Genomic DNA, 24,128 nt, shown 5'->3' on the forward strand with positions numbered 1-24,128 from the left:
TTTGATCTCGGCATCTAAATAACCTCCATTTAGAGATGTAGATATTTAGGTGTCTCCTCAACGCGTACCATAACAGATACAGGACATATTATTTGGAATGAAAATGGACTGCAAATGCATTGAAGAGTCCTTTTCAAACGATTTAACGGCCGCTTTCAGTGAAATTCTGCGCATATTTACGAAATATTACCTGTCGCAAATCCGCAAAGAGCCGAGATTCCTGTTGAGCAACGGCCTACCAGGGCAGGGTGCCCTCGGTTTCGGTAAACGTGCCGGTCGCGGGAGAATCGGTGAGCGCGAGGTTGATTACCTGCGTGGCGCCCTCAGCTGGGGTCTGCATGCCCGGGATTGCGGGCTGGCTTTCGTCGCGGCCACCGAAACCAGTGGCGGTCCAGCCCGGGTTCACGGAATTAACGGTGATGCCGTCAGGGGCGAGTTCCTTGGCGAAGCTGATGGTGGCGAAGTTCACGGCCGCCTTGGATGCTTGGTAACCGAGCGAGTTGACCTTGTAGAAGCGCGAGTTCGGGTCACTGGCCAGACCGAGCGAGCCCATGTTGCTGGCGAGGTTAATAATCCGGGCGGAGTCGGCCGCCTTGAGCAGCGGAATCATGGCCTGGGTGACGGCAACGAGACCGAAGAAGTTGACGTCGAAGTCCTGGCGCATGACCGCAACGGGCATCGTGCTGGCGCTTTGGTGATGATCCAGGGCCACGCCCGCGTTGTTGATCAAAATGCTGAGGTAGCCGTATTCTGCTTTGATTTGCGCTGCCGCGGCGTCGATTTGGTCCTGCTTGGTGACGTCGAGCTGGATGAATTCGGCCTCACCGCCGAGTGCCATGATGGCGTCGGCCGCCTTGATGCCCTTAGCGGCGTTGCGGGCCCCGACGAGAATAGTGTGGTCCGCCTTGGCGAGCGCCTTTGCGGTTTCGAAGCCAATGCCTTTGTCCGCACCGGTGATGAGGGTGATTGTTTTTTGTTTTTCCATGAAATAGCCTCCGTTAATCGTCCAGAGCGGAAAATTTTTTCTGCTGGTGGGCGGGTGTTTCGATTCGGCCAGCACTGCGTTGCCATGATTGTGGCCCCGTGGTGGTGGTTTCGCCAGCGAGGCAGTAGCGCTCCGCCGGCTAGGGAATTGAAACTCATGGTGCGAGTCTAGGCTTTAAGCAAGTGTGGTGCAAGAAAGTCGGTGGGCAAATGAGCAAATTTTAAATTGCCCTTCAGAAAGTTGTAATTACACAAAAAGCCCGCAAGCCGGTAAGCGCTTATGGTATAATTGGGTAAAGAAACTTTTGTAAGCAGGAGGAGGGGCTGACGATGAGCGATATTTTCACACTAAAGGACGTTGGTTACGCACCGGGCGGCAAGGTGATCTTGGCGAATATAAATTTGACGATTGCTGCAGGTGCGTATCTCACCATTTCTGGGCCATCGGGGTCGGGGAAAAGTACGCTGCTTCGGCTCCTAGCGACCTTGCTGACACCAACGAGCGGGATGATTATGTACCAGAACGAGCCGCAGACAGCAATTAGTAAGCCGGCGTATCGCCGCGAAGTTTCCTATTGCTTCCAGCAGCCGAGCCTGTTCGGGGAGACGGTCCAGGACAACCTCGAATTCCCGTTCACCCTGCGCGACGAGCCATTTGCCAAGGACCGTGCGCTCGCGGCGCTGACCGAGGTCGATTTGGCGGAATCGATGCTGACCAAACCAATCACGGAGCTATCCGGTGGGGAAAAGCAGCGGGTGGCGTTAATCCGCAACCTGTTGTTCACGCCGAAAGTCTTGCTGCTGGACGAAATCACCACGGGGCTGGATGCCGAAACGAAAAACACGGTCCACGAGCTAATTCGGCGCAAGCAGCAGTCTGGGGTGACCGTCATTGCGGTCACGCACGATGAATCCGAGATTGCCGCGGCGGACACACTGCTGACGATCAAGGCGGGCAGATTGGAGGATAGCCATGAATAATTTAGTTGTAAGTCCAACTGCACTGGCGTTTGCAATCGTGCTTGTTCTGATTGCATTTGGAATTAACCTGCACGAAAAGATTGGCTTGGAAAAGGACATGCTGATTGGTGTTCTCCGGGCGGTGATTCAGCTGACGGTGGTCGGCTACGTTCTGACCTACATTATTCGGGTGGACCGGGTGTGGTTGACGGGGCTCATGGTGGCAATCATCATCTTCAACGCAGCGATGAATGCACGCAAGCGGGCAAATGGCATTCCGCACGCGTTTCGCATCAGCCTGCTTGCCATCACGGCGGCAACCCTGACGACGATTGCGCTGTTGGTCGTTGCGGGGGCGGTGCGGTTTACGCCGAGTCAAATTGTGCCAATCTCCGGGATGATTGCCTCCAACGCGATGGTTGCGGTGGGTCTGGCCTACCGCAGCATGAACACCAGCTTCCATGATCAGCGTCAGGGTGTGCTCGAGCGGCTGGCACTGGGCGCGAGTCTGAAGCAAGCCTCGGTGCACATCGTCCGGGAGTCCATCAGAACGGGGATGGCGCCGACGATTGATTCAGCCAAGACGGTCGGCATTGTGAGCCTGCCGGGGATGATGTCCGGCCTCATCTTCGCGGGGGTCGATCCGACCAAGGCGATTATGTATCAAATCATGGTGACCTTCATGTTGCTTGCGGCCACCAGCATTGCCAGCGTGATTGCTTGCTACCAGGCGTACCCGCAGTTCTACAACGAGGATATGCAGCTGAACTAAACAAGACCCGTCTGCCGCAGATAGCCGATGCGGCGGACGGATAGTGTCACCACGGCTGCTTTGACCCCCGATTGCGGGGAGTTAGATTTGTCGCGGAAATTTAATGATACGACCACGCGAAAGTTGATGCTAAAGTGAATGAATTTGGTAAAATTGAAGTGGACGGATACCGGTGTTATTGGGATTGCTTGATCCCCGCGGGTGCGGGGGTAATCCTGGAAAAGATTTCAGGAGCAAAGAAATTTGACCGTGTTCCTCGCAGGTGCGGGTGTAATCCCACGCAAAGTTAAATCGGTAGGCAAGTGCAATTGTGGTTCCCGCGTAAGCGGGCTTTTTTGTACACCGGGTTAATTGGTGATAAAACCAATTCGAGTCACGTATAATTACGCTTGTTATTTCGAGCCATGTCGCAGACAAATAAATGCGCATGTTTTATTGTAAGTTTCTAACAGGCCGTCGAAATTGTACACAATTTTCGACGACTTTTTTTCTTGCCTTTTTCAGAAAATCCGCGTAACGTAGACCTAACGTGTTTTCAAATTACGGAGACTAGGGGAGGCCGACATGGACCAGTTTTTCCAGCTAAAAGAGAACCACACGACGCGCGGGCGTGAGGTGATTGCGGGGTTAACGACATTCTTCGCGATGTCGTACATTTTGTTTGTTGCACCACAAACCTTGGCGCTCACGGGGATGCCGTCACAGGCGGTGTTCTTGGCAACGATTATTGCCAGTGCGACGGGGACGCTCATCATGGGGCTCTTCGCCAATGTACCGTACGCGCTCGGACCCGGGCTCGGGCTCAACGCGTTCTTCACCTTCACCGTGGTCGGCGCGATGGGCTTTACCTGGCAGGAAGCTCTAGCACTTGTTTTCGTGTGCGGGTGCATCAACATCCTCATCACGGTCACCAAGATTCGGAAGCTGATCATCATGGCAATTCCTGAAGTGATGCAGCACGCCATCAGTGGTGGGATTGGGGTGTTCATTGCCTACATCGGGCTCAAGAACGCAGGGTTCCTGCAGTTCAGTGCCAACAAGTCCGGTCTGCTCAGCGTCAACGGTGGGTCAGCCGCGGCTAAAGTTCACGGCGCCGTTAATTCAATCGTTGCTGGTGGGGGCATCACCCCCGCACTGGTTGATTTTACCCGTCCTGGGGCCATCGTTGCGCTGCTTGGACTGTTGCTGATGGTTGTGCTCGTGGTGCGCAAAGTGCCCGGGGCCGTTCTCATCGGGATTGTTGCCACGACAATCATCGGGATTCCGTTTGGCGTCACCGACCTGCACATGTCAGCGGCAAACAGTTTTGGCCACGCGATTGGCCAGCTGGGCACGACCTTTGGGGCCGCATTTTCTGCGCAGGGCTTTGGCAGCCTGTTCACCACGCCGCACCGGGTTGTGATGTCAATCATGGCCATCTTTGCGTTTAGTTTTGCCGACATCTTCGACACGCTCGGCACCTTCATCGGGACTGGCCGGCGCACCGGGATTTTCACCGAGTTCGACATGAACGCGATGGAGAACGGTCACGGCTTTTCCTCCAAGATGGACAAGGCACTGTTTGGTGACGCGATTGCGACCGGGGTTGGTTCCATCTTTGGGACCAGTAACATTACCGTCTTCGTTGAATCTGCCACCGGGATTGGTGCCGGTGGTCGCACCGGACTCACCGCCGTCGTTGTTGCGGCCTGCTTCCTGGTTTCGTCACTGCTGTCGCCAATCATCGCGATTGTGCCGAACGAAGCCGTGGCGCCCGCGCTGATTCTGGTCGGGGTCATGATGATGTCCAGTTTCCGCGAAATCAACTGGAACGATATGTCCGAAGCAATTCCGGCGTTCATGGCCTCCGTTGTGATGGGGCTCATCTACAATATTTCTTATGGGATTGCGGCTGGGTTTATCTTCTACTGTCTGGTCAAGACGGCCACGGGCAAGGCCAAGGAAGTGCACCCGGTACTCTGGGTGGTTTCTGCGTTGTTCATCCTTGATTTTGCCGTCATGGCGATTGTGTAAATAATTAAAAAGCGACCGAATTCCGCTACGTGCATGGCGGAATTCGGTCGTTTTTTCGATGCTAAATTATAAAACCGGCTGATTGTGCACAAATGTGACATATTCACACCTGTGACAAAGACGTGGGACGAAAGGGGCTGCGGTTTTGGGTTAGGGTGCCATCAGCCGGTCATAAAACAACGGTGCTAGTTACCGCGGCCCACCAGTTTGCGGGATTGTTCGGCTTTTGATGACAAGTACGCCGCGCGCCTGTGTGACACCACCATTTGTCCCAAACCTGTTAAGTATTCTGACAATTAGAAACCCCTTACAGATGCGTCCTTCCGCCTCATTTTGCGCTCAAAAACACTTATAAATCGGCGCATTATCCTGGTCAACTTCTTACCGACAACTTAGGTAAGCCACCTTGTTGCACCGGCGCAAGTCGCTTAGTATAGCGGAGAAGTTAAACATGTTTTGTCAAAATTAGGAGGAATTAACCATGTTTCTGGCCGTTGTCGGCATTGTTGTCTTAGGCGTAATTGTAATTGAGAGTGATGAACTGATTGACGATACGCAGACGCCCGTTGCGCTGCGCCACTCTGCAAGCTTGGTCATGCGTTAAGATTTGCCGCGCGTTGTTCCATTATTTAAACTAACTAAATAGCAAAAGATGGCAGGACCAAAAATTCGCGTGATTTTTGGTCCTGCCATCTTTTTTTAACGGGCGGAGTTACCCAGCTTAGTTAAGCGCGTATTCAGTAATTGCCTTGGCCACGCCGTCGTTAACGTTGGTTGCGGTGATGACCTGTGCCGCATCCTTCACGGCGTCAATGGCGTTACCCATCGCGACGCCGGTACCGGCAGCTTCCACCATTGGCAAGTCGTTGGCCTGGTCGCCAATGGCCATGACCTCGTCCATGGTGTAGCCAAGGTACTTGGCGAGCGCCGTGACGGCATTGCCCTTGCTGACGGCCTTGTTCATGAATTCGAGGAAGAAGGGCTCGGAGTTGACGATGTAATAATCATCGAAGAACGCCGCCGGAATCTTTTCCTTTGCGGCCGCTAGCTTAGCGGGATCGTCGATGAGCATGACCTTGGCGAAGCGTTTGTCGGCCGGGAACGTGTCTGGCAGCCGGTAGAACAGCGGCATGTTCACCAGGAATGATTCGCGCACGGTGTAAGGAGAAATATCGGCATTCATGGTGTAAATGTGGGCTTCATCTTGCACGTGGGCGTGAATGTGCAGCTCGTTTGCCAGGTCCTGGATGCGTTTGTAGTCAGCGCAACTCAGGGTTTCGGACACGACCGTTTTGCCCGTGTCGACGTGCTGCACGAGAGCACCGTTGTAGGAAATGGAGAAGTCACCGGGCTCGGTCAGGTTCAGTTCGTGCAGGTATGCTTGCAGTCCCGTCAGTGGCCGGCCCGAACATAGGACCACCTTGATGCCTTGCTCCTTGGCACGCTTAACGGCAGTCACGGTTGCCGGGTTCAGCGCGTGGTTTTCATTTAGCAGCGTGCCATCGAGGTCGATAGCGATTAATTTGATGCTCATAACATTCTCCTTTACCGTATGCGGTTGCAGTACTTACAGTTTCTATTATAGAAGAAACGCAACGGTTTTGCTGAGGGTACGTCAAAAATGTGCGCAAACAGGGGGCAAGCAGCATTCTTTCCGCGGCAAATACGCATTTATCCTCGCAACGGCGCGGTTGTCATTAGCCGTTTTGGCAAAATAGAACTAGAATAGAGGTGTAAGAAATACGAAATAAGGGAGTCTGATTATAATGCGTTTAGCAATGTATCAAGGTCGACCATATTTTGTTCAGCCTAAGGGCAATCAGTTGCTGGGGGCTCGGATTGATGCGGCCAATGTGGTTACGTTGATTCGGCATCCGGCAGAATTAGCACGCCTTTCTAGCGAGATTAAGTATGACGTTAAGCTAGATCCGGCAAAACTGCGAGCGCCAATCCGCCTGCCGCACCAGATTTTTGCACTTGCGGGTAACTTCGAGGACCACCAGCAGGAACGGCAATTACCCGTCAGCGACATGCCGGTCGTTTTCTCTAAGTCCGCCAGTTCCATCACTGGTCCGCGGCCGCGCGTGACCCTACCTAGTGACACGGTCGATTGGGAAACCGAGCTGGTCGTGGTTCTGGGCAAACGGGTGCACGATTGTGATTTGCGTGCGGCCCAAAGCGCGGTCTTCGGCTACATGGTTGGCCAGGACCTGACTGACCGTTCGCTTGAAGATCAGCACGAGCTGCTCTTGAGCAAGTCCTACCCGCGTTTTTCCGCCATTGGTCCTTGGATTACCACGACGGACGAGCTGCCAGAGGGAATCGGTGATTTGCGCCTAGAAACACACGTCAACGGCATCCGGAAGCAGGCCGCGGCCCTCAAGCAGATGATTTTCACGGTGCCACAAGTGATTCAGTACCTGTCCCAGGCGGTAACGCTGCTACCAGGGGATCTGATTTTCATGGGTACGCCAAGTGGGGTTGGTTTTGCCCACCAGCCAAAACAATACATTAAACCAGATGATTTCATCGACAGCCAGATTGATGGGCTGGGGACATTATCCGCGACGTTCGTTATGAACGGCCGCGAAGTTCTGCGCCAGCAGCAACAAGACGCACTCGATGAGAAGGCCGCTGTGACTAATTAAGGCGGTGAGCAAACTGCAATGCGGTTTGCTTTTTTTGTGCAGATTATCGGGCGAAAGAAGGGTGTGCGGACGTGAGTTAAGCTGCTATACCAATTCACAAAAAAACAGGCTAAACGCTGAATTATCAACGTTTAGCCTGCCATTTATCACCCGTACGGGATTCGAACCCGTGTTTTCGCGCTGAGAACGCGACGTCTTAACCCCTTGACCAACGGGCAATGTTCATCAAGTACCCTTAATATGATACGGGAATTTGGCCAAAAGTCAACCATAATTACAGTAAATCTCACGCGAGATGTGAATCGGGTCGGTGGTGGGTGCCTTAGTTACAGTTATGGGCGACAGACACGGGTTGTGGCATCAAGGGTGCCGAGGAGCACAATGGCAGCCGTGCATAGCTCAAAATTAAGCTGCTGCTGATTATAGATTTGGTGTTGCAACAGGAACGTACATTTTTAGCGACCCAAACAGAATCAAACTCAGGGGTATTCATAATTTGAGGGGGTTCAAAAACGTGTGCGTATCTTGCTTGGTGCTTGGCGTACAATTTTAGGCCAACTACACGACACGAAGGGCAACGAACTAGTATCATTCGTTGCCCTTCGTGTACTAAAGATTTGCCGAAACGTATCTATGAAGTTAGCCCTCTGTTCCTGCCGACGGGGCAACTTCATTTTCTGAGAGTTCTACTAGGCTAAATCCCTGACCGTCACCGTTATCGGCATCGAGGGCGAAGTAGTAGTGCTTGTTCTCGAGCTCTTCAAAGAGGGAGAATAAATATTTTTTGCCGTCATTACGCGCCGTAGTTACGGAATGTTTTAGGCTCTTATGACCGTACCAAACCTCCTTGACCTCATCTGGCCGAATGATTACGCTGTTCCGGAAAAGTTTTTCAACCTCACCAATTTTGGTGGATGTTCTTTCATTTATTAGGATGAAGCGGCTTGAAACATTTTGCTTAGCATTTGACCGCACAATATTCAATGCCGCGGGACTATTGCCAACGTTGACAACCTGCAGGCAATATCCATACAGGCCGTCCATACTTGGCGCGCCAAAGCCTTCATGTGGTTCAGTTGTGAGCGCGGTTACGACAAATTTCAGAGCGGGAGCTGATTCCATTTCGATTGCCAACTGCTTCTTTGCAACGAGATTGGCTTCTTTTGTTTGTTCGTAAGCTATCCATACACCAATGACTGCCACTAGCGCCGCAACAGCGCTAACCCAGTCTGCAATACTTCCGACTTCCATCATTAACCACCCATCCTATCAATTAATCTATGTAAAGCCGTCCCGTTACCAGCGAGACAGCTGCGCACTAGCCGAAAATAATTTTAATCAACACTAGTGCAACAACAATGACAATGATTTTCCCAGTTAGGGACATACTGGTAAACCAGCTGAATGAGGAACGTCTTGCGGGTGCGGGTGTCCCTAATTGTTGTCCACAATGGGTGCATACAGTACCGTCGCGCTTTACGTATTTACCACAATTTGGGCAGCGTGGCCGATAAACATAAGCCATAAACTAATCCTCCTCTATTCTGCTATTTAACCGATACGGAAGTGCCACTGATTATCCGCCTTGCGAATGTGGGTCAGGTTTTGGATTTCTTCAGTCTTTTTGTAAAGTGGGTGTCCACCGTAACCGTCCTTGGTCAAACGAACTGTGTAAAAACCATCGCCAGTCGTCATTCGATCAATCTCGTCCATCAGCTCGATGTAGGACCTGTCGTTAACCCCTTTCTTGATTTCACCAGTTGCGACGAGGAAATGAAACTGCCTAGCAGCCACAACCATATTGGCAACCACGTTGGCGTTTACCGATGCTTGGTCATTAATTTCGGCCTGATGCGCCTTGAGATTATCGCTGTTAGTCTCGATTATTGGTGTGGTGTTGACGATGATAATCTGCTTGTAGTTGTCGCCCAAGTTCCTAATCAGTGTATTAACGGTTGGATCAGAGTGCTGACTGTTGGCAACGCTAGGGTTCATCATTAACACGAACAGTGACAGTGGCTTGTTTGCGTTCTTCGGGTTTGAGATTGTCAGTGAGTAGCGGTAGCCGTTAGCCACCCTGGGATTCATTTCGGCTGTGTAGCCATAAGGGTATTCTGTCATGAGTTAATCTCCTATTCTTGTGTTTACCGCACAAAAGCTTTTGCAAAAATGCAAAATAAAATCGGCCGCCATCAAATTCATTAACTGAATTTGGTGAACGAGAAAAATTCGAATTGCTTGAATCTGGTTGAATTTTTCTCGTATAGTCGGCCGACTAGAGATTTCATTTATTTTGAATTATTTACACTGTCAATTTAACCACCTAAAGCGCATACATGCAATATAAAAATTTGAATATTTGGTCTGATGTGAGCGTAAGATTTATCTTACTGTCAGTGACACTTAAAAACTGCCTATTGCTATTCCCCTGTGCTTTTGCTATAAATAATAATGTTGTTGCCGCAATGGCGGAATTGGCAGACGCGCAGTGTTCAGGTCGCTGTATGGGTAACCATGTGCAGGTTCGACTCCTGTTTGCGGCATAAGCGACAACCCAGTGAGCTCCGGAACTCGTTTCTTAACGGAAACGGGATCCGGGGCTTTTTTGTTCCGTCGCGTCAATGCTGGAAATGTATGTTTCCCCACAAAAAGTCAGTAGAATCAGGATGTATGCGGACAAACACCACTGCTATTCGCTGCCACATCCGTCAACTTGTCCCATGTTAAACCGCGCATAGGCAGAGTAGAATTAAACCGGTAAACTGGGGTTTGGGGAAATATACATAAATGAGGTGCGCACATGTTAAAGATAATTTGGCAACATGTGCCCGGCCGGACGTATCGTGGAGCGCGGCACGCACGATGCGCTGCTAGCCAAGCACGTATATTACTTTGACCTGTACAACAGTCAGTTCAGCGCGGAAAAATGACCGCACAATAACGGGAAAACGGACGTGCCCCATTCGGGTACGTCCGTTTTGTGTGTGCTGGTGCACTAATTATTGGTTGGGACAACGAGTAGTGTTGCTGTCTAGGCGGGTTAGTCGCATCCCAGTAACGCCTTGGCGTTGTCCGTTAGAATTTCCTGCTTTAATGTTGGGGTCAGAATCTCGGCGCCGGTCATCATCTGCGTCACCATCGTCAGCAGGGTGGGAATTTGGTCGAGTTTGGCGTGGTGCTCGAAGAAATGGTCGAAATGGTGTGCGGTTTTGACTAGGCGCAACTTTTGCTGGGCCTGCTTCGCGTTGGCGGTGGTGATGACGCTGAGCAGCTGACTGGATAACTGGAGGTCGGTGTAGGGGATGTCGCTACCGTAGAGGATGTGGTGCTCGTCGGTGAGGGTGAGTAGCATGGGGAGCTGGCGCGGGAAAACGGCCCCAGCGGTGTCGAAGTAAACATGCTGCAACGCGGCGAACATGTCTGAATGATATTGCTCTTTGACGAACGCCGCATCTCGGTCTGCGAGGATACCGAGGAAAGCCCCGGCATGCGGGACAATCAGCTTAATATCGGGAAAACGATCGAAGAAATGATATTGGAGCAAATTCATAAAGGTCATGGTGGTATCAAAGAAGAACCCCATGAGCGGTGTCGGCATGTCGATATTCACGTTTTGGGGCAAGGCCGCGGGTTGGTTCGGGTGCAGGGCCACAATTGCCTTGGCCGCGTTCAGCTGTGCGTACACCTCGTCGAAAATTGGCGAACCAAAATAGATCCCGCGGGTGTTGGTCGGGACGGTGAAACCGCGGGCACGGTTTGACAATGCCCAGTTAATCTCGGCGACAGAGTCATTGACGTAAGGTAGTGGTAACGATGCCAGATAGCCAAACTGCTCGGGATGCGCAATCGCCAGTCGTTCACCCTCCGCGTTGGCTTGGCGGGCAATGTCCAAGGTTTCCTGCCGGTCGCCAAAATTGAAGTGGGGTGAGGATAGGGAGAGCAGTGAGTAACCGATTTTATTTTTGGCCATGAAGTCTAGCGTCAGTTCGGGCGTCCATGCTGGTGTGGGCCAGCCGTCAGGGTCACCGGGAATGTGCCGCTTTAATGCGTCCGTGTAAACTTGGGGCAGGTAGTGGGTGTGAACATCAATAATTCCGTTCATGAGAGCATCTCCTTAGATTTATATCAACACTGTGTCTATCACCCAGCTATTCTAGGTCACATTCTGGCCAGCAACAATAATCAAAAAAGCTGGAAATGTTGAGTTAAATGTAATGGCCACGGTGTTGACTAATTTAGTTGGCAACTGCACACGGTGTTGATTTATTGTGGCGTGCGCGGAATAATAAAGGCAAAATCAGAGTTGGGTGGGGGATAAATTGCACCAAAAAACTGTTGCCACTGAGGCACGCATTAAGCAGAGCTTCATCACGCTACTGCAGGCAAAAACGTTTGAACAGGTTTCGGTGAGTGATATTGCACAACTGGCGGGTATCAACCGAGGCACATTTTACTTGCACTATGTTGACAAGTACGCACTACTTAATCACTACGAAGATGATTTAATTGGTCGAGCTCAGCAATTTTTCCGTGATGATTCCGCTGAGACAATGATGTATCAGCCGGTGACGAGTGCTGAACTATTTACCTACCCCGTGGTTGCCGATATTGTGGGCTTGGTCCAATCGGAGTTTGCGTTGTTTAAGGTACTGTTTGGGCCGAATGGTGACCCGCGCTTTGAAGTAAAGCTGCAGCATATTCTCCGGGATGCAATCAGTCAGCGTTTAGTCCAGTTAAAGGGCAAACCAACTCTGACCAAGTACATCCCAGAGACGTACGCATGGGAGCTGGTTATTTCTGGATTGGTCAGCATCATGAAAACCTGGTTACAGTCACCACAGCCAGCGGAGCCGCGGCGTGTGTGCGACATAATTATGAAGACGCGATTCTTGAGCCCCTACGACTTGCTCGGGGTTACCGATTAAGTGTGGGCCCAGAGGACAAGTTTTCCGTGAGCGTTAGCCGCGGTAAAGCGGTGCTTGTTTAGTAATCGTTCATCCATGAACACGGTGGCAAAATTATCCAAGTAAAAATAAAATTTCGGCGCTAAACCCAGTTCCGCGTTTTGCCCCACACCCAATCAATGTTAAAATTGAATTCAGAATGTGCGTTCGGGCAGCGGCCCGGGCGCCCACAACTGAAAGTGACCGTGTGCCGCGGGCTAACCGGCTGGTGCACGAATGAAAGGAAGGGTTTAGGTGAGTTATCAGGCACTGTACCGCGTATGGCGTCCCCAGACATTTAGCACCGTTGTTGGGCAGGACGCGATAACCCAGACCCTAAAAAACGCCGTGATTAGCGGCCAGACGAGCCACGCGTACCTGTTTACCGGCCCCCGGGGGACAGGGAAAACGTCCGTCGCCAAGATTTTGGCCAAGGCGCTTAACTGTTTGCACCTAGAAGATGGCGAACCGGACAACACCTGTGTTATCTGCACCGCGATTAACAATGGTAGCCAGCCGGACGTAATCGAAATCGATGCCGCAAGCAACAACGGTGTCGATGAGATTCGGGAAATTCGGGACAAGGCCAAGTACGCGCCAACCGAGGCCCGCGTGAAGGTCTACATCATCGATGAAGTCCACATGCTGTCGACTGGTGCGTTCAACGCGCTGCTCAAGACGCTCGAAGAACCACCGGCGCACGTGGTGTTCATTCTCGCCACCACGGAACCCAACAAGATTCCGGCGACGATTATTTCCCGGACGCAGCGGTTTGATTTTCGGCGGATTACCAGTGCCGACATCGCGGGCCATCTGGCGGATATCCTCGATTCCAAGGACATTACGTACGATGAGAAGGCGCTCGCCATCATCGCCCGGGCCGCTGACGGGGGGATGCGTGACGCGCTGTCCATCCTCGATCAGGTATTGAGCTTTGGCGACAATCACGTCACCACGGAGAACGCGCGCGACGTCACTGGTTCCGTCACGACGGCCGATTTGGGCGCATTTTTGAAGAGCGTTCACGCCGGCGATGTGGCTGAAGGACTCGCGACGATTGACCGGATTTTGAGTGCCGGGCGGGATGCCGGACGCCTGATTGAAGATCTAATCAGCTATGCGCGGGACCTGCTGGTTTATCAAGCAGCACCCAAGCTGATGGACGAAGCGGAAATGGCGCTGATGGATGAAAACTTCACCACGCTCGCCGGTAATCTTGCCACCAACTGGTTGTACCGGGTGGTGGACTTGCTCAGCTCCACCCAGCAGCAACTCAAGACGACCAACCAGCCCGACCTATACCTGCAGGTGGCCACGGTCCGGCTCGCGCAACTGGCCAAGACGCCGGAAGCACCGACTGCGATGGCAGCGACGGCAAGCGCACCAGCCGACGAAGACGAACTAACGCAATTGCGGGAGCAGGTCAGCAAGCTAAGCCAAACAGTCCAGGAGCTTGAAAGAAGGCCCCAGGGCGGTGTCAACCAAGCATCCCCGGCCAAGCCGGCCCGCAGCAGGCAACCCAAGCCAAGCGCCAAGGCAAAGGTGAACACGGCTGCGATTTACCCAATTTTGGCCCACGCGACCCGCGACGACCTCAACGCGCTCAAGGACGTGTGGCCGGACGTGCTGAACCGGCTGAGCACCATTAAGCGCAGCATGATGAACGTGTCGGAACCGGTGGCCGCAAGTCGTGATGGGGTCATTGTCAGTTTTGACAACGACTTTTACATCGAGCGGGTAACTGGCGACGCGACGCTGCTGCAAGAGATGCGTGACGGGCTCAAGGCGATGACCGGGCGCGACGAAAAAGTCGTGCTGGTCGAGCAATCGCAGTGGCCACGCGTGCGGCAGAACTTCATCAAGGAAGTCGGCTTTAAGGCTAAACCAGAAGCAGCCAAGGATGGCGCGGCGCCGGCAACATCTGCGTCGGTTGCACCACAGGCCGCCCAAGAAGCACCAACTGCGCCTGCTGATTCTGCGCCCGCTGCTGCGGATACCGCTACAGAAGCGCCGAAGCCAGATACCGAGGACACCAAGGTTGTCTCCGAATTGACTGATTTGTTCGGTAAGGACAACGTTGATGTTGTGGACGATTAATTAAAGCAATCAAACCGGCCGTTAATGGGCCAGACAATACGAATTCAAGGAGATTATTACAATGCCAAACATGGGAATGGGAAACATGCAGAACATGATGCGTCAGGTCAAGAAGATGCAAAAGGACATGGAAAAGGCGCAGGCAGATTTGAACGCCGCAACCTTCACGGGGACCAGTGCCCAGGACCTTGTCACCGCCACCTTTACCGGCGATCGCAAAATGACCGAACTCAGCATCAAGCCTGAAGCCATTGACCCCGATGACCCAGACATGGTTGCCGACCTCGTGCTCGAAGCCGTGAACAACGCGCTGGCCGAAGTTGAAAAGGAAACCCAGGCGAAGATGGGTAAGTACACCCGGGGCATGGGTATCTAAACTTGATGCAAGGGTGAGCCGGACATACATTTGGCGCGCAAACGGCGTCAAAGCGCTGGTCGCCGCTAATTGTTGCTAAATTGACGATGGCGGCAGCTGCGCTTACGTGGAGGATTAATTGTGCAATACCCAGAACCAATTGAACGTTTAATAGATAGTTACATGAAATTACCGGGCATTGGCGAGAAAACGGCCACCCGGCTTGCTTTTTTCACGATTGATATGGACAAGGACGACGTGGATGGTTTTGCCAAGAGTCTCGTCGCGGCTAAAACCGAGCTGCACTACTGCTCTGTTTGCGGCAACATCACGGATACTGACCCCTGCAGCATTTGCAGCGACCCGGACCGCGACCAGACGAAGGTGCTGGTGGTGGAACAGCCCAAGGACGTCATGAGCATTGACCGGATGGACGAATACCACGGGCTTTACCACGTGCTCCACGGGGTGATGTCCCCGCTTGAGGGTACTGGCCCCGAAGACCTGAACATTGCCAGCCTGCTGCACCGCCTGCAGGACAACGACGCCGTGACCGAAGTAATTGTGGCCACGAACGCAACCCCAGAAGGTGAAGCAACGGCGATGTACCTGGCGCGCCTGATTAAGCCAGCCGGAATTCGCGTAACGCGGCTTGCCCACGGGCTGGCTGTTGGTAGCGACATCGAATACGCCGACCAGATGACCTTGATGAAGGCCGTCGAGGGGCGCACCGAGTTATAGAGACAGTTGCGGAGGATAAAATATGTTTGGACGCAAGAAAACCGCTGGTAAAGAAGCGGTTGATGCTCAGCTACTCAACCTGATTTACACCGTCCGTGAGGGAATTGTCCGTGAACGGTCACTGGCGAACGCCAACGTCTCGGGAATGACCGAGCGGGAAAAAGCGAACATTGCGCGTCAGGAAGGCTTGTTTGATTTTTTGCATCGTCAAGCCCGGACGCGCAAGGTGAGCGCAAAGCAGGTTGAAGAGTTTTCCGTACGCTTCAACCTGGAAAAAATCAACAAGGGGTGAAGCGTGTGAGCGGGAAATTCATTACTTTTGAAGGCCCAGACGGCGCGGGCAAGGACAGCGTGCTGGACGCCATTGTGCCCGAATTAAGGGCTCAACTTGGCGATAAGCTGGTTGTGACCCGCGAACCCGGCGGCGACCCCATTGCTGAACAAATCCGCGACGTGATTTTGGATCCGCAAAACACGGCCATGGACGACCGAACTGAAGCACTGCTGTACGCGGCATCGCGGCGCCAGCATCTCCAGGATGTGGTCGAACCGGCGCTGGCACGCGGTGCGGTGGTGCTGTGCGACCGGTTTGTTGACAGCTCGGTGGCTTACCAGGGCGCTGGTCGCCAGATTGGTGAGCAGGCGGTATTTGACCTCAACCAGTTTGCGACGAATGGGCTGCAGCCGGATCTGACGGTGTACCTTGACGTCCCGTCAGAGGTTGGACTGGCGCGGATTGAACAGCACCGCAAAGACACGCAGTACGACCGGCTCGATCAAGAGGAATTGACCTTCCACAAGCGTGTGCGTGCCGCCTACCAGCGTCTCGCTAAGGCGAACCCGCAGCGCATCGTGACGATTGACGCGACCAAGCCGCTGAACCAGGTCATTGATGATGTGCGCAGCTTGTTGCGCCACCACGTGGTCACGGACTAGGCGCTCGGGTTGTTTCGGGGATAATACAGGAGGTTCAACAATGAAGTTAGTGTTAGCAATTGTTCAAGACCAGGACGCTTCTCGGCTTAGTGCGGCGTTTGTGGATAACAACATTCGCGCAACCAAATTAAGTTCAACCGGGGGCTTTCTGCGCGCCGGTAATTCCACCTTCATCGTGGGGGTTGAGGACAGCCGCGTTGATGCAACTTTGCAGGTAATCAAGGCCAACTGCGAATCCCGCGATGAATACGCAACGCCACCACTCATCAGCGTTGACGCGGCGGCGGGTGATTCCGCTGCGGTGCGGCCAATTGAAGTTCGCGTTGGGGGCGCTACGGTGTTTGTTCTGCCGGTTGACGCCTTTCACCAGTTCTAATGGCGGCCGCAAGCACGCTGCCGGAGGGGCTTGTCCGGCAGTTTAGCCACATAATTGACCGGGACCAGATGAGTCAGGCGTACATTTTCGCGGGCCCTGCTGGTGCGGGAAAAAAGGCGCTTGCGCTGTGGATTGCCAAACGTCTTTTCTGCACGAACCTGCAAGATGGCCAGCCCTGCAATGAGTGTGGTGAATGCCTGCGCATTGCTACCGGGAATAATCCGGATGTTCTGACGGTTGAACCGGATGGGCAAAGCATCAAGGCCGAGGCCATCCGCGGACTCAAGGACGAGATGGGCAAAAGTTCGGTTGAGGGGCATTCGCGGGTGTTCATCATTCGCGATGCGGACCGGATGACGGCCAGCGCCGCTAACAGCCTGCTCAAGTTCTTCGAAGAACCGCTGCCTGGGATGCTCATCATTCTCACAACGACGGCGAAGAACCGGCTGCTCCCGACCGTGTTGTCCCGGGCCCAGATTGTCCAGTTTCCGCCCCCATCATGGCAGGCGGTTGCCGACCAGCTCGCAAATGCTGGTGTGGCGAGGTCACTGGCATCAGTGATTGCCCGGCTCACCAGTGATGTTGAAGCGGGTACGGAACTGGCGGCGGATGAGGCCTTTCAAAACCGCTTGAACAGCGTCCTGCGCCTGACGGGATTGCTGGCACATGCTGACGCGATGGCTTTTCCGTTCATTCAAACTGATCTGATGAAACAGGTGGGCGACAAGAACGACCAGCGGCAGGTCTTGCGGATGCTGGCGCTAGTTTACGCCGAGGCGATGCGCCGCAGCTGCGGCCAAGAAGCGCAACTGCTGGTGAATAACCAAGATGTGGCGCAACTGTCGACCCAATCAACGGTGCAACTAAGTGCGGGGCTCGACGCGGTGCTCACGGCGACCGGCCAGTTGGAAAGCAACGTTGGTTTTCAGGCCGACTGTGAGCAATTGGTGCTGAAGCTATTGCACGGCGCGCCGGCAGTAAGCAGTAATTAAGATGTGGGCAGTGGACCCACAAGGAGATGCGACATGGAACAGACAAATCTTTTGGAAGAGTTCATGAACCTTAGCAATGAAGCCGAGGAGTTGAGTGCCAAGGTGGCTGGGCTGAAGGATGCGGTGACGGCGGTGCTCGAACAGAACGCGGAACTGCGCATGAACAATGGCCGGTTGCGCGAACGAATTGAACAACTAACGGCGGAGCAGGATGATGCGGAGCCAACGGTTGTGGAGCACACTGCCGAGGCGGGGATGAGTAAGTCCCGCAAGAACCTCGAAAAAATTTACATGGAAGGCTACCATGTTTGCTCGAAATTCTACGGTCAGCACCTCGAACCCGGCGAATCGTGCGCATTTTGTACTGACATTCTCTACGGCGAGCGGCAGCGCTAAGCATTGCCCAGGAAGGAACGATAATGCAGGTTCAGTCAAGTTTTGCTAACCACCAGACGGGGACACTTTACCTCGTGCCCACCCCCATCGGTAACTTGGACGATATGACGATGCGGGCCGTGAAGACGCTACAGGAAGTCGACATGATTGCGGCGGAAGACACACGCAACACCGCCAAGTTGCTCAACCACTTCGACATCACCACCAAGCAGATTAGCTTCCACGAACACAACACCCAGCAGCGGATTCCCGAGCTCCTGCAATATTTGCGCGATGGGCGCAGCATTGCTCAGGTGAGTGACGCGGGGATGCCGTCCATTAGCGACCCCGGCAAGGAGCTTGTGGCTGCCGCAATTGCTGCAGATATTCCGGTGGTCCCACTTCCTGGGGCCAACGCCGGCATCACGGCACTGATTGCTTCTGGCCTTGCACCTCAGCCCTTTACCTTCTACGGGTTCGTGCAGCGTAAAAAGAGCGTGCAGGCGGAAGAACTTGCAGCATTGGCGCACCACCCGGCCACGCTGATTTTCTACGAGGCTCCACACCGACTAGCCAAAACGCTCACGGCAATGGCCGAAGCGTTCGGCTCGGACCGGCAGGCGGTGCTCGCGCGCGAGTTGACCAAGCGCTACGAGGAATTCGCACGCGGCACTCTGGCAGAATTAATCGAGCAGGCAGCAACTCCGCGAGGTGAGTACGTGATTCTGGTCGCTCCCGGCCCCGCCGCGCCGGAAGAAGAGGCGGAAGACGCCGATTTGTCCGTGGTGGATGCGGTGCAGGCTTTAATTGATGCCGGCGCCAAGCCGAACGCGGCGATTAAGCAGGTGGCCAAGGAGCGCAATCTGGAGCGCCAGGCGATTTATAACGAATTCCACGAGATATAAGTAGAACGCAGCCATGCAAGGTAAGTAGCAACACTGAGAGGACGGTTCAATGCGGTATTCAGAGAAAGCACTAATTCCATTTTTTATGGTGACGGAAGACGGCACACTCAGCTTGGCCAATCTGGTCAACCTGGTGCAACAGGTTTCTGAGCGGCAACTGGCCGGCGCGGCTAGTCAAACCGAGATGGTCAAGCGTTACAACATCGGCTGGGTCATCACGCAGTCGCAAATTGAAATTACCCGCATGCCCCGTGCCGAAGAACACGTGACCCTCTGGACGGAAGCAACCAGCTACAACCGGCTGCTTTGTTACCGCGATTACGGCGTCTTGGATGAGCAGGGCAACCAGCTCGTGATTGTTCACAGCACGTGGGTGATGATGGATCTGGATACACGCAAAATTGTGCCAATCATCGACGAAATCGTTGAGGGCTTTGGCGCCAAAAAGCTGACGAAGGTGGAACGGCTGCCCCGCCTGCCACGCTTTGAAGATCCCGAGGGTGAACGCAAATACTGGGTCCGGTATTTTGACATCGACACCAATCACCACGTCAACAACGTGCACTACTTCGACTGGATGCAAGATGCCCTTGGGTACGACTGGATGCGGACGCACAAACTGGTTAGTGCCAACATTAAGTACGAACGCGAAGTCGAACCCGGGACGCAGCTGACGTCGCAGTACAAGGTTGTCCGTGAGGGCGGCAAGACCGAGACGTACCACCAAGTCCGCGTCGGCGACACCGTCAACGCCACTGCGCACCTGCAGTGGGCGTAGTCCAAGAACACTGACACTGTCTGGCAGCGCAAGTAGTTTTGTGCTTGTTGGGTACTGAGTGGTCTAGGGGCCGCGCCTGGGCGGGGCCGGTGCGCGTTCCGTGCGGCTGGGATTTTCCGTGCGGCCGGTTGAAGCCCCAAAAGCGGGGTCTTCAACCTAAAAATTAAGCCCCGTATGTCCGTTCTTCTAGTTACGAACTTAATGCGTATTATTAGGGCCTGTGGGGAAGCTTTGTTCTTCCTGACGGGTCTTAATTTTTGCCGGCTATGGTGTGGAGAAGCCCGATGCAAAAAACGCATCGGTCTTCTCTCACCATAGCTTTCACAGGAAAATCCCAGCCGCACTACACGCGCACCGGCCCCACCCAGTCGCTACAACGTGGTTAAAGTTCTAGGGTGCACAACTGAGAACTTCACGACACAGGTAGCTACCTTAGACTTGTTGGGCTGCCCTCCGTGGAACTGATTCTGAATTTGAGTTTATGCCGCTATCCAGCGGAGCGTTGTGGGGTTTGGCCGGAGGGTCCGGGCTGGGTCTCGGGTGTGCCGCCCAGCTGTGGCAACAGTAAAGCCTGGGATGACTGGCGGGTTTTGCCAGGCATCTCAGGCTTTACTGAGGGAAAAATTTAGATTTGTGTGAGGAGCATTCAGGATTTGCGCACGAGATAGAGGCTTCGGTTTCTTGCCCATCATCGTACGAGTTAGGTTCAGGCTGCGACGATGCAAAGCTAAATTTTTAGTCTGGAGACGGTGCTTTTCCGGCTCCAGACGACCGCCACAGCGACCACGGCGAAGCACACCCGAGGTCCAGCCCGGACCCGGAGGCCAAACTCCACAACGCGGAGCCTCCCCCTACTGGTATACCTCCCCAAGATCTGACGCTGCCAGACAGCATAAGCCTCCAGGTGGACATGTCTTGACGGTATTATTAGCGTTATTGTTTTGCAATTAGCTTTGCCGACTTGTTACAATAAGGATATAACAATATGGTGGCTGTGCACCGTGCAGGTAGCAGGAAACGGTGCGGGAATAGCACCCTAGAAATGGTGGGAATGGGCATGACGGCGACGAAGATTAAAGCACAAATCAAACAGGGTGAAGAGTACGTTCGCCACGTGTTAACGCGCACAGTGCGTTACATCGATGACGACACACACTGCATTTTGGCTGAAGACTTTTCCAGAGTGCACGACAAGTTAGTGCAGTACAGCACCGCGGCGACGATTAGCTTCTTCGAGGGCCGCGGGTACACGCTCGTTAGCGATGAGTGCGCCGGCAAAGTGGTCACTGGCGATTACACCGTGCACATGCGGCGTGTATAATTTATTTTCAGGGTATCCATTAGTTTTTGTGTTAGGTCCAATATTAATTAAAGAAAAATGGCGATAATCCAGTAATTGTTCGGGATTATCGCCATTTTTGTTCGTTTCGCCGTAAACTGTTCCCAAATAGAAAAATTAGTTATTAAATCCTGCACGCGACGACGCGTAAGACCGCAATACAATACTGAAGAAGGGAGTTATGGAGGCATAACTAAAATGGAAGAACGTGATGTAATGCAGATGCATGGGCTAACGGGGGCGTTTAGCCGTCTCCGCGCGCGATTGATTATTAGTGATATCACGAACCGTGTGCTCGACACGCATCGCAGTGGTGCACTGATGGTGACATACGTTGATGGGTTGACCAACGTAATTCTGCGAACGGACGTAATTATGGGTAGCCAAACGGCAACGCGCAAACGGATTGAACAATCGTTACGCGAATTGTGGCGGCCAGGTTCGGAGTTCCGCCTGGTGTCGGCTCAAATTGATCGATTTGGTGGCGGGTATCGAATTGTGCGTTCAGCGCACTGAATAAGGGCAAAGCAACGGGGCGAAATTTGACTGGCTATTGGCCAAGTTTCGCCCTATTGTTATGCGCAACGGGAACGTTAATTGCTGTTAACCGATAATTGTTTGGGTTTAGAACTGATTTTGTGCGGTAATAAGCGGACACTTTTACACTTGCGGACCGAAAGCATTCGTGGTATCTTTATTAGGTAAGTGATACGCTTACTAATAATAAGGAGTAGGACTCAACGCGTTAAGTGCTGGTGGAACGGAATGTGAACACCGGACGAAGTCGTCAGACGCGATGTTGGGACCGCATTCGCCTGAATAGGGCGTCTCCAAAAGGGAGATGGCAACATGCAAATAGTTAGTTTGGCAAGCCCCAAGCTCACGACGCGGAATTTGGTTTATTTAGCCATGCTGATGGCAATGCAATTGGTTCTCGGCCGGTTTTCGGTGGGGAACGAGTGGATTAAAATCAGCCCGGCGTTCATCGCGACCGTGATTTTGGGGTATTATTTTGGCCCGTGGCTGGCGGCACTCGCCGGCGCACTGAACGATCAGATTGCGTTCATGCTGTGGGGCACCGGGGCGAACTTCCTCGGTTTCACCCTGTCAGCAGCAGTGGGCGCGCTGATTTATGGCCTGTTTTTCCACAAGAAGGCCGTTAAGTTGTGGCGCGTCATCGTCGCAACGGCGCTGGTGATTCTCGTCGTGAACATCGGGCTCGACACGCTGTGGCTGGTGATGATGGGCTTTAAGTTCAACGTCATCATCTGGCCGCGCGTGCTGAAGAATCTCGTTGTGTTGCCAATTCAAGCCGCACTTGCTTACAGCGTTTTGAAAGCAGTTGTGCGCGTACGTCCTAATCTAGAGCGTAAATAATTGATTAACCGGCAATGGTCTGGTCGAAGCACACCGCGTGTTTTGGTTGGTCGCTGCCGGTTTTTTTGCGCTCAAATCCTGGAAGCGCCCGCATTTTTTAGGGGTTGAAAGGTGTGGTAAACTAGTATGCAGAATTAGACAGTTATCATGGCCTACTTGACGTTTGCTCCTTGCAATCCGCACCGAGCCAGATAAAGGTGACCATGGCTCAGGAGGACCTTTCGATGAATATTTTGGCGCTCGACACGTCGAACAAAGCAATGAGTGTAGCGGTTGTGCAAGACGGAACGCCGCTGGCCGAAACCACGCTGAACCGGATGAAGACCCACAGCGTACAGCTTCTGCCCACCATCGATAATTTGGTAGCGCTCAGTGGGCTCGTGCCCGAAGACATTGACCGTGTGGTAGTCGCCGCCGGTCCGGGGAGTTACACCGGTCTGCGCATTGGGGTGACCACTGCCAAAACGTTCGCCTACACGATGAATATTGACCTGGTCGGTGTTTCCAGTCTGGCCGTTCTGGCGGCGAACGTGCGGAAGGAAACAGCGCTGATTGTGCCCGTCATGGATGCGCGGCGGGGCAACGTCTTCACCGGGATTTACCAGTGGGACGGCGACAAGCTCGTGAACGTGCTTCTGGACCGGCACACCAGCCTCGAACAGTTGGTGGCTGAAGTGGGTGCCTTGGACCAGCCGGCCATTTTCGTTGGTGCCAGCTCCGTGATGCGGGAACAGATTCGCGGCGCGCTTGGCAGCATGGTGTCCTTCACCGATGCGGTTGACGACCTGCCCCGGGCGCTGCGCGTTGCCGAGTTAGGCCGGGAGTTGCCCGCTGCGGATATCGCGTCCTTCGTGCCGCAATACCTGCGCCTGACGGAAGCGGAAACGAATTGGCTCAAGAAGAATCCGAATGCGGACCGGAGTAACTATGTTCAGAAGGTTTAAAGATTGGCTTGCGCGGCGGCAGGCAATTCGTGACGGTTTTTTGCCGCACCCAATTACAATTAATGGCGCTACTTACAGTTTGCGCCGCATGACGGAAGCGGACATCCCCGCAGCCCTAGATTTAGAGCGCGCTGTCTACGGTGACACGCCGTGGGAAAAAATGGCGTTCATGTCGGAACTGCAGAAGAAATCAACCGCGCTGTACCTAGTGCTGGTGGTTCCCGAATCCGGACAACTAGCAGCATTCATCGGCGCGTCGTTTCGGCGGCTTGAGTCCCACATCACGAACATCGCGGTGCACCCGCAGTTTCAGCGGCAGGGCATCGGGCGGACGCTCATGGAGCTCATGCTGGACCGGTCGAAAACCATGGGGATTCAGGTTGTGTCGCTTGAAGTACGGCTCGACAACGTGCACGCACAGTCGCTGTACCGGTCGCTTGGCTTTGTCGATGGTCGCGTGCGGCGTAATTATTACACGCGCGAACGGGCAGACGCAATTGACATGGCGGTGAAGTTGAGTGGTAGTACCGACAAAGCTCCGATTAACGATTGTGATCACAACGCAACGGTGTAGTGGCGGTAACCTGAAAAGA

At 53.5% G+C, this 24,128-nt stretch carries 27 protein-coding genes, 2 tRNA genes and 1 riboswitch; of the genes, 22 read left to right on the forward strand and 7 right to left on the reverse strand.

Features of this window, described 5'->3' with window-relative positions:
- Positions 1 to 235: 235 nt before the first annotated feature.
- On the reverse strand, positions 236 to 985 hold the full coding sequence (locus EKN00_RS06765; RefSeq protein WP_127849377.1) for an SDR family NAD(P)-dependent oxidoreductase: 750 nt from the start codon (positions 983 to 985) through the stop codon (positions 236 to 238).
- Positions 986 to 1,314: 329 nt separating this feature from the next.
- Here EKN00_RS06765 and EKN00_RS06770 point away from each other — a divergent pair, with 329 nt between their 5' ends.
- From EKN00_RS06770 to EKN00_RS11080, 4 genes are all read left to right on the forward strand, one after another.
- Entirely contained in the window at positions 1,315 to 1,965 is a 651-nt protein-coding gene (locus EKN00_RS06770) for an ABC transporter ATP-binding protein (RefSeq protein WP_127849378.1), read from the forward strand.
- Positions 1,958 to 2,716 (forward strand): ABC transporter permease, encoded by a 759-nt coding sequence (locus EKN00_RS06775; RefSeq protein ID WP_127849379.1) that lies wholly within the window; start codon positions 1,958 to 1,960, stop codon positions 2,714 to 2,716. Before EKN00_RS06770 ends, EKN00_RS06775 begins: the two co-directional genes overlap by 8 nt.
- Before the next feature lie 564 nt (positions 2,717 to 3,280).
- On the forward strand, positions 3,281 to 4,729 hold the full coding sequence (locus EKN00_RS06780; protein WP_127849380.1) for an NCS2 family permease: 1,449 nt from the start codon (positions 3,281 to 3,283) through the stop codon (positions 4,727 to 4,729).
- 481 nt (positions 4,730 to 5,210) lie between these two features.
- Positions 5,211 to 5,333: a hypothetical protein gene (locus tag EKN00_RS11080; RefSeq protein ID WP_277749629.1), complete on the forward strand. Its 123-nt coding sequence runs from the start codon at positions 5,211 to 5,213 to the stop codon at positions 5,331 to 5,333.
- A 117-nt stretch (positions 5,334 to 5,450) separates the two neighbouring features.
- Here the strand turns inward: EKN00_RS11080 and yidA are convergent, their stop codons facing one another.
- A complete protein-coding gene (gene yidA / locus EKN00_RS06785) occupies positions 5,451 to 6,263 on the reverse strand; it encodes a sugar-phosphatase (RefSeq protein ID WP_127849381.1) in 813 nt (270 codons plus the stop codon).
- A gap of 232 nt (positions 6,264 to 6,495) precedes the next feature.
- On the opposite strand from yidA, the gene EKN00_RS06790 reads away from it, so the two are divergent.
- On the forward strand, positions 6,496 to 7,377 hold the full coding sequence (locus tag EKN00_RS06790; protein WP_127849382.1) for a fumarylacetoacetate hydrolase family protein: 882 nt from the start codon (positions 6,496 to 6,498) through the stop codon (positions 7,375 to 7,377).
- Positions 7,378 to 7,523: 146 nt separating this feature from the next.
- Here EKN00_RS06790 and EKN00_RS06795 read toward each other — a convergent pair.
- The 4 genes from EKN00_RS06795 to EKN00_RS06810 all read right to left on the reverse strand — a co-directional run bounded on the left by EKN00_RS06795 (position 7,524) and on the right by EKN00_RS06810 (position 9,498).
- Positions 7,524 to 7,595: transfer RNA gene (locus EKN00_RS06795), tRNA-Glu, on the reverse strand.
- A gap of 421 nt (positions 7,596 to 8,016) precedes the next feature.
- Complete coding sequence (locus EKN00_RS06800) at positions 8,017 to 8,631, reverse strand: hypothetical protein (RefSeq protein WP_127849383.1); 615 nt, start codon at positions 8,629 to 8,631, stop codon at positions 8,017 to 8,019.
- A gap of 64 nt (positions 8,632 to 8,695) precedes the next feature.
- Positions 8,696 to 8,902, reverse strand: a complete 207-nt coding sequence (locus EKN00_RS11150) for a zinc ribbon domain-containing protein (RefSeq protein WP_127849384.1) — start codon at positions 8,900 to 8,902, stop codon at positions 8,696 to 8,698.
- Positions 8,903 to 8,928: 26 nt separating this feature from the next.
- Positions 8,929 to 9,498, reverse strand: coding sequence for a DUF1643 domain-containing protein (locus tag EKN00_RS06810; RefSeq protein WP_127849385.1), 570 nt, complete (start codon positions 9,496 to 9,498; stop codon positions 8,929 to 8,931).
- Between the two features lie 338 nt (positions 9,499 to 9,836).
- Between EKN00_RS06810 and EKN00_RS06815 the strand changes: the two genes are divergently transcribed.
- A tRNA-Leu gene (locus tag EKN00_RS06815) sits at positions 9,837 to 9,920 on the forward strand.
- Positions 9,921 to 10,417: 497 nt separating this feature from the next.
- On the opposite strand, the gene EKN00_RS06825 is transcribed toward EKN00_RS06815, so the two are convergent.
- On the reverse strand, positions 10,418 to 11,479 hold the full coding sequence (locus EKN00_RS06825) for an amidohydrolase family protein (RefSeq protein WP_127849386.1): 1,062 nt from the start codon (positions 11,477 to 11,479) through the stop codon (positions 10,418 to 10,420).
- Positions 11,480 to 11,696: 217 nt separating this feature from the next.
- Here EKN00_RS06825 and EKN00_RS06830 point away from each other — a divergent pair, with 217 nt between their 5' ends.
- From EKN00_RS06830 to rimI, 16 genes are all read left to right on the forward strand, one after another.
- Complete coding sequence (locus EKN00_RS06830; RefSeq protein WP_164848060.1) at positions 11,697 to 12,302, forward strand: TetR/AcrR family transcriptional regulator C-terminal domain-containing protein; 606 nt, start codon at positions 11,697 to 11,699, stop codon at positions 12,300 to 12,302.
- A 273-nt stretch (positions 12,303 to 12,575) separates the two neighbouring features.
- Positions 12,576 to 14,417 carry a DNA polymerase III subunit gamma/tau gene (gene dnaX, locus EKN00_RS06835; RefSeq protein WP_127849388.1) on the forward strand — a complete coding sequence of 614 codons (1,842 nt, stop codon included), beginning with the start codon at positions 12,576 to 12,578 and terminating at the stop codon, positions 14,415 to 14,417.
- Between the two features lie 76 nt (positions 14,418 to 14,493).
- A complete protein-coding gene (locus EKN00_RS06840; protein ID WP_127849421.1) occupies positions 14,494 to 14,793 on the forward strand; it encodes a YbaB/EbfC family nucleoid-associated protein in 300 nt (99 codons plus the stop codon).
- Positions 14,794 to 14,913: 120 nt separating this feature from the next.
- Positions 14,914 to 15,513: a recombination mediator RecR gene (gene recR, locus EKN00_RS06845; RefSeq protein WP_127849389.1), complete on the forward strand. Its 600-nt coding sequence runs from the start codon at positions 14,914 to 14,916 to the stop codon at positions 15,511 to 15,513.
- A gap of 22 nt (positions 15,514 to 15,535) precedes the next feature.
- Complete coding sequence (locus tag EKN00_RS06850; protein ID WP_127849390.1) at positions 15,536 to 15,805, forward strand: DUF2508 family protein; 270 nt, start codon at positions 15,536 to 15,538, stop codon at positions 15,803 to 15,805.
- 5 nt (positions 15,806 to 15,810) lie between these two features.
- Entirely contained in the window at positions 15,811 to 16,449 is a 639-nt protein-coding gene (tmk, locus tag EKN00_RS06855; RefSeq protein ID WP_127849391.1) for a dTMP kinase, read from the forward strand.
- 40 nt (positions 16,450 to 16,489) lie between these two features.
- Complete coding sequence (locus EKN00_RS06860) at positions 16,490 to 16,825, forward strand: cyclic-di-AMP receptor (RefSeq protein ID WP_127849392.1); 336 nt, start codon at positions 16,490 to 16,492, stop codon at positions 16,823 to 16,825.
- On the forward strand, positions 16,825 to 17,817 hold the full coding sequence (gene holB, locus EKN00_RS06865) for a DNA polymerase III subunit delta' (protein WP_127849393.1): 993 nt from the start codon (positions 16,825 to 16,827) through the stop codon (positions 17,815 to 17,817). The genes EKN00_RS06860 and holB overlap by 1 nt, the downstream gene beginning before the upstream one ends.
- A 33-nt stretch (positions 17,818 to 17,850) precedes the next feature.
- Positions 17,851 to 18,213: a DNA replication initiation control protein YabA gene (locus tag EKN00_RS06870; RefSeq protein WP_127849394.1), complete on the forward strand. Its 363-nt coding sequence runs from the start codon at positions 17,851 to 17,853 to the stop codon at positions 18,211 to 18,213.
- Positions 18,214 to 18,236: 23 nt separating this feature from the next.
- Positions 18,237 to 19,097 carry a 16S rRNA (cytidine(1402)-2'-O)-methyltransferase gene (rsmI, locus tag EKN00_RS06875; RefSeq protein WP_127849395.1) on the forward strand — a complete coding sequence of 287 codons (861 nt, stop codon included), beginning with the start codon at positions 18,237 to 18,239 and terminating at the stop codon, positions 19,095 to 19,097.
- A 49-nt stretch (positions 19,098 to 19,146) separates the two neighbouring features.
- Positions 19,147 to 19,875 carry an acyl-[acyl-carrier-protein] thioesterase gene (locus EKN00_RS06880; protein ID WP_127849396.1) on the forward strand — a complete coding sequence of 243 codons (729 nt, stop codon included), beginning with the start codon at positions 19,147 to 19,149 and terminating at the stop codon, positions 19,873 to 19,875.
- A gap of 1,057 nt (positions 19,876 to 20,932) precedes the next feature.
- Positions 20,933 to 21,196 (forward strand): mucin-binding protein, encoded by a 264-nt coding sequence (locus EKN00_RS06885; protein WP_127849397.1) that lies wholly within the window; start codon positions 20,933 to 20,935, stop codon positions 21,194 to 21,196.
- 216 nt (positions 21,197 to 21,412) lie between these two features.
- Positions 21,413 to 21,730 carry a hypothetical protein gene (locus EKN00_RS06890; protein WP_127849398.1) on the forward strand — a complete coding sequence of 106 codons (318 nt, stop codon included), beginning with the start codon at positions 21,413 to 21,415 and terminating at the stop codon, positions 21,728 to 21,730.
- Positions 21,731 to 21,938: 208 nt separating this feature from the next.
- Positions 21,939 to 22,033: riboswitch (THF riboswitch) on the forward strand.
- A 30-nt stretch (positions 22,034 to 22,063) separates the two neighbouring features.
- Positions 22,064 to 22,591: a folate family ECF transporter S component gene (locus EKN00_RS06895; RefSeq protein ID WP_127849399.1), complete on the forward strand. Its 528-nt coding sequence runs from the start codon at positions 22,064 to 22,066 to the stop codon at positions 22,589 to 22,591.
- Positions 22,592 to 22,815: 224 nt separating this feature from the next.
- Positions 22,816 to 23,535, forward strand: a complete 720-nt coding sequence (tsaB, locus tag EKN00_RS06900; protein WP_127849400.1) for a tRNA (adenosine(37)-N6)-threonylcarbamoyltransferase complex dimerization subunit type 1 TsaB — start codon at positions 22,816 to 22,818, stop codon at positions 23,533 to 23,535.
- The gene (rimI, locus tag EKN00_RS06905; protein WP_164848061.1) at positions 23,519 to 24,109 is read left to right on the forward strand and encodes a ribosomal protein S18-alanine N-acetyltransferase; all 591 of its coding nucleotides are present in this window, start codon (positions 23,519 to 23,521) and stop codon (positions 24,107 to 24,109) included. The genes tsaB and rimI overlap by 17 nt, the downstream gene beginning before the upstream one ends.
- The last annotated feature ends 19 nt before the right edge of the window (positions 24,110 to 24,128 follow it).

The sequence above is a fragment of the Lacticaseibacillus hulanensis genome (genome assembly GCF_004010095.1).
GTDB lineage: Bacteria > Bacillota > Bacilli > Lactobacillales > Lactobacillaceae > Lacticaseibacillus > Lacticaseibacillus hulanensis.